We start from the raw sequence: 6,144 nt of genomic DNA on the forward strand, positions 1-6,144 counted from the left end.
CACGACGGAGGACCCGTGAGCACGCCGCGGACCGACCGCGCCCCGAGGCCGGGCGCCAGCCCCCGCAGCGGGCCGGGCGACCGGCCCACGCGCGGGGCGCTGCTCCGACGCCGCGTCGTCGCGCTCGCGCTGCTCGTCGGCCTCGTGGTGGGACTCGTCCTGCTCGGGCAGGTCGTCGTGCGGGCGGTGCAGCCGCTGCTCGCCGGCGACGAGCCCGCGCAGGAGGGCAAGTCCGCGCCGCCGACCCCGGAGGCGGCCGGACCGCCGCAGGACTGCACGGCGGCATCTCTCGAGCTCGGGCTGACGGCGAGCGCGGCGGAGTACGAGCCGGGACGCGCGGTCCAGCTCACCGTGACGCTCCGGCAGTCCGGCGGCCGCCCCTGCCTCGTCGACGGTTCGGACGCCGGGCGTCAGGTGCAGATCTACTCCGGCGACGAGCTCGTCTGGTCGTCGGCCGACTGCGGCACGACGGAGCGGCTGCTGCTCATGAGCACCGGGGACGAGGACCCGTCGAAGCTCGTGCGCTGGGACCGGCACCGCTCGGCCGAGGGGTGCGCGCCCGACCAGCCGGAGGTCGGGCCGGGCACGTACACCGCGGTCCTGAGCATCGCGGGCGTCGACGGCGCGACGAGCGAGCCCGTGACGTTCACGCTGCTCGAGCCGCCCCCGCCGTCCCCGGACCCCGCGGACACGACCGCCCCGGAGGACGGGACCGCGCCGCCGGCGGACGGTGCGACGCCGCCCGCGGACGGGACCGCCCCGCCGGCGGACGGTGCGACGCCGCCCGCGGACGGGGCCACCGCGCCGGCGGACGGGACCACCCCGCCCGGCGACGGCGCCTGACGGGCGGGTGCGGGGCGGTCCCCGGTGGCGAACCCTGGCCGCCGTGGCGGGACACATCCTGCTGCCGCGCACGCCCGGGGCGCGTGAAATCGATGGACACCACCTTTCGGTAGCGCCCCGGATCACCCGCTCCTCCTGGCTGTGAGATTGCGTCGCACCGGGCGCTGATGGCGTCGTACCAACGATCACCGGGCGCCGCACCGTTCCGTAGTGCTCCGGCGGACGAGGCAAAGTCGAGACCGAAAACCATTGCGGGCGGCCCTTCGTGGCTGGTTGACTGGCTCGCGTCTGGCGACCTCACCGCGGAGGTGCCCGGGGCCCCGGCCCCGGGCGCGAGCGCTCCACGGCGCGGCGCGAGGCGGCACGACGATCAGGGTCCCGCGCCCCGCAGCGGGGCGGGCGGACGAGGCAGTCCGCCCGTGCGAGGCGAGGCCCGTCGTCGTCCCGAAACCTGTTTTCCGGTTCCCGATGGAGAGGACTTGGTGATGTCGGGGAGAGCGTGGAGAAGGGTCGTCGCCTCGGCGATGACAGGTGCGATGGCCGTGACCGGCGTCGCGCTGGCACCGGGGGCGCAGGCCGACGTGGTGCCGGGCAACGAGAGCGACGTCGGTGTGTACACCGACGGCACGACCGACTCGATGGACATCGGTGACCCGGTCTACTCGAACCTGGACCAGGTCGCCGCGGCGCTGGAGCCCGGGGTGCCGTGGACCGCGGGCTCGATGCACGGGTCGATCTTCGAGAAGGATCGCGCGGCGGGCGGCACGGACTACTACCTGGACCGCGTGCTCGGGGTCAGCGGGACGTCGGGCAACACCGTGCTGCAGACGCGCGGCCGCTCGCTGTACCTGCGGGGCAACAGCAACTGGGCGGTCATGGGCTTCGCGGGCTCCGCGTTCGCGGGCGGACCCAACAACCTCGGCAACCTCTACACCGTCACGGTCCCGGGGCAGACGATCACCGAGGTCGGGGCGCAGCGCTTCAACGCGCCGAGCCACGCGAAGGCGCGGTACACGGTCGGGACGACGGGCGTCACCGCCGACCTCAAGAAGCTCATCACGTACGACAACGTGGCGCTCTCGGCGATCACGTTCACCAACCCCGGCGCGAGCGACGTGACGTTCACGGTCCGCGCGGCGTCGCCGCTGGCGACCACGTCGACGGACGCGGCCGACGAGCTCACCGGGACGCGGACCCTGACGAGCGGCGCGAACAACGGTCTCGTCGACACCCCGTGGTCCGAGGTCACGGTCGGCCTCAAGGCGCCCGGGTTCGAGCGCGTGGGCACCAACCTCGACCGCGAGGTGACCGTCCCGGCGGGCGGTTCGGTCGACCTGTCCGTCCTCGGCGTGCTGTCCAGCGACACGCTCCCCGAGTCGGTCGAGAGCTTCCACGAGTACGCCGCGCTGTCGCCCGCGGACGCGTTCCGCACCGGCGTGACGGAGTTCAACCGGCAGTGGGCGCAGGACATCCCGTACATCGACGTCCCGGACGAGGCGATCGAGAAGGCGATCGTCTACCGCTGGTGGGGCGAGCGGTACAACAGCCTGGACGCGAACGAGCCGGGCTACGTGTACCAGTACCCGACGACGATCGAGGGCGTGAACCTCTACCAGAACTCGGTGGCGCTCACGCAGCCCATGCACCTGCAGGACACCAAGTGGATCCGCAACCCGTACCTCGGGTACGGCCAGATCCTCAACATCGGTGAGCTGTCCGGGTCGTCGGCGTTCCTCGACAGCCCGGGCCACACGAGCTGGAACAACCACTACTCGCAGTACCTCGGCACCGCAGGCCTTGAGGCCTACAACGTGCACGGCGGCGGTCCGGCGGTCGCCGAGCGCTTCGCGACGTACTTCGAGGGCGACGGCGTCGGTCAGCTCGAGCACTACGACGGCAACGACGACAAGCTCATCGCCTACGACACCAACTACATGCCCGGCAACGACTCCGACGCGATCAGCTTCGGCTACCCCAAGGTGAACGCCGGGGCGCCGGGAGCGCGGACGATCGAGCGCCCGGAGTCCGCGTACGTGTGGGGCGCGTTCGACGCCGCGCGCCAGCTCTACGCGATGGCCGGCGCCGACCCGGCGAAGGTCGCCGAGATGGGTGACACGGCCGACGAGATCCGGGACGCGATCCTCGGCCGGCTGTGGAGCGAGGAGACGCGCATGTTCCTCGCGGGCACGTCGCACGGCGCGACGTCGGGCGGGAACCAGAACCCGCTCAGCGAGGCCGAGCGCGACCTCATCCCGGCGAAGGAGTCGAACCTCTACGACGTCTACGCCGAGAACCTCATCCCGGTCGAGGACGCCGAGAAGTACGTCGACGGCTTCCGCTTCCTCCGGTACGGCGACAACTTCCCGATCTTCCCGTTCTACACGGCCAACCAGTACGACCGGGCGAAGTACGGCATCGGGGGCTCGAACAACTTCTCCAACATCAACTTCACGGTCCAGTACCGCGGCGTGCGGTCCGCGCTGCGGCACTACGACCCCGACCACACGTACGTCAGGCCCGAGTACGCCGCGAAGCTCCTCGACTGGATGGCGTGGAGCATCTACCCGAACGGGAACGCGCTCGTGCCGAACCAGGCCGAGTACTACTCGAGCTGGAACGCGAGCACGCAGACGTTCAACCGCAACAACCCGAACCACGTGATGCTCGGCAACATGAACTACATCTACGTCGAGGACATGGGCGGCATCCAGCCGCGGTCCGACGACAAGATCGAGCTCTGGCCGATCGACCTCGGGTACGACCACTTCATGGTCAACAACCTGCGGTACCACGGCAAGGACGTCACGATCGTCTGGGACGAGGACGGCTCGCACTACGGCCTCGGCGAGGGCTACAGCCTGTTCGTCGACGGCGAGCGCAAGGCCGCGGCCGACGCGCTCGGCCGGTTCGTCTACGACCCGGCGGCCAACGAGGTCGTCGAGTCCGACGAGGGACTGGCCGTCGAGGTCGTCGACGACCAGGGCGCCGACCTGCCGACCGCGGTCGACACCCCGATCGAGGACGAGCGCGTCGTGTCCTACCTCAAGACCGCGGGCATCGACCTCACCGAGGAGGCGGTCAACCTCGCGCGCGGGGCGGAGCTCTCGTCGTCGGCCACCCAGCAGGGTGCGCGCCCGACGCCGTGGCGTCAGTTCCACACGCCGGGCTGGAGCACGGGGTCGATGAACTACACCCCGGGCGCCATCACGGAGACCGAGCGTCCCGTGTCCCTCGCCGCGGTCACCGACGGCACGACCGTCAACGAGCCCTACTGGGGCAACTACGGGACCGAGGGCGACACGGGGTACGTCGAGCTCGACCTCGGCGAGCCCACGACGTTCGACAACGTCAAGGTCTGGTTCGTCAGCGACCGGCAGGCGGGCGGGTACCGCGAGCCGGTCCGGTACTCGATCCAGGTGCCCGACGGCTCGGGCGGCTGGACCTCGGTCCCGGACGCGTTCAAGGCGCCGAAGATCCCCGGCCCCAAGTTCAACGAGGCGCTCTTCGAGGCCGTGACGACCGACAAGGTCCGCGTCGCGTTCACGAACACGCCGAGCCACTGGACGGCGATCTCGGAGATCCAGGTCTTCGACTCCGGCCGCGAGGTGCCCGAGGTCGTCAACGACGCCCCGACCGTCACGGTGAACGTCGACCGCTCCAAGGACGGCAACCTGTCCACGACGCTCGTCGGCACCGTGACCGACGACGGCATCCCCGACGACGGCACCCTCACCTCCGGGTGGACGACCGTCGCCGCCCCCGACGGCGCGAGCGTCATCTTCGGCGACGCCGACGCCCTGACCACGACGGTGACGGGCACGGTCGCGGGGGAGTACACGTTCCGCCTCACCGCGTCCGACGGCGAGCTCACGACCGAGCGCGACGTCCAGGTCGAGCTCACCGAGAAGGCGACCTCCGCCGAGTTCGGCGCGCTCGCGACGATCACGACGAGCGGATCGGCGTCGTGGGAGAACCCGCTGCGCGTCAACGAGTCCTCGACGCCCGGCAGCTCGAACCCGGGTGCGGGCAACGGCTGGGGCACGTGGGGCCAGCCCGCGAACGGGACGAGCGCGCAGACCGCCGCGTGGATCCGCTACGCGTGGCAGTCGCCGGTGCTCGTCGCCTCGACGGACATCTACTGGTACGACGACAACGGCGGGACGCGCATGCCGCGCGCGGACACCTACACCGTCGAGCACTCGCAGAACGGCGCCGACTGGACCCCCGTGACCCTGACCGACGGCTCGACGTACGCGGGCGCGCTCCAGCGCAACACGTACAACCACCTGGAGTTCGAGCCCGTCGAGGCCAGCTACCTGCGCGTCCGGATCACCGGCGTCCAGACCGGCGGCGCCGGCACCGGCATCCTGCGGTGGCGCGTCAACGGCGACACCGTGGACTCCGTGGCGAGCCCGGTGATCGTCCGGACCGTCACGGGCGAGGTCCCGACGCTCCCCGCCTCGCTCGACGTCGTCTACTCGAGCGGCCGCCGCGGCGCGGTCGACTTCACCTGGCAGCCGATCACGCCGGCCATGGTGGCGGAGACCAACGTCGAGCCGTTCACCGTCTACGGCACGAACACGACCTACGGCCTGATCGCCGAGGCCCAGGTCTACGTGCGGCCGGAGAACTCCCAGGGCGGCATCTCGATCCAGGGCGCCGAGCAGTTCGAGCAGAGCGTCGCCGTCGGCGAGCAGCCGTGGCTGCCCACGAAGGTCCTCGTGTCCTACAACGACGGCTCGCGCGACAACCAGGCGATCGGCGTCGAGTGGGACTACGACGAGTCGGTCGTCCAGACGCCGGGCGTGTACGTGATCCAGGGCGACCTCGTCCTCCCGGACTACGTGAGCACCGCCGGCACCACCACGACGACGCTCACGCTCACCGTGGGCGACGGCGTCCCGGCCGGTCCGGCGGTCACCGTCACGGCCGAGACCCGCTGCCTCGCCGGCAAGGTCTACGTCGCGGTCCGGGCGCTCAACGACGACGACGTGCCGCTCACGGTCCGTCTCGACACCCCGTTCGGCACCAAGACGTTCAACGGCGTCGAGCCCGGCAAGAACGCCTACCAGTCGTTCGCGTCGCGCACGACGTCGGTCGAGGCCGGCGCGGCCACGGTCGTGGCCACCGACGCCGAGGGGAGGTCGACGACGGTCACCGCGCAGTACGACGCCGCCACCTGCGGCTGACCCGCACCCTGCGCGTCGCACCACGTCTCGCCCCGGTCCGTCCCACGGACCGGGGCGAGACCTGTCTGCGCGAGGGCAAACCCGCCCCCGCGAGGTAGAGCCCTGGTTCCGC

Annotated in this window: 2 protein-coding genes; both read left to right on the forward strand. The window is 71.4% G+C overall.

Going from position 1 to position 6,144, the window contains the following annotated elements; genetic code table 11:
* Nucleotides 1-15 precede the first annotated feature (15 nt).
* The gene (locus ABWU78_RS13205) at nt 16-843 is read left to right on the forward strand and encodes a hypothetical protein (protein WP_253055016.1); all 828 of its coding nucleotides are present in this window, start codon (nt 16-18) and stop codon (nt 841-843) included.
* Nucleotides 844-1,379: 536 nt separating this feature from the next.
* On the forward strand, nt 1,380-6,032 hold the full coding sequence (locus ABWU78_RS13210) for a galactose-binding domain-containing protein (protein WP_439158666.1): 4,653 nt from the start codon (nt 1,380-1,382) through the stop codon (nt 6,030-6,032).
* Nucleotides 6,033-6,144: the final 112 nt, after the last annotated feature.

The organism is Cellulosimicrobium sp. CpK407 (assembly GCF_051844275.1).
GTDB lineage: Bacteria > Actinomycetota > Actinomycetes > Actinomycetales > Cellulomonadaceae > Cellulosimicrobium > Cellulosimicrobium cellulans_G.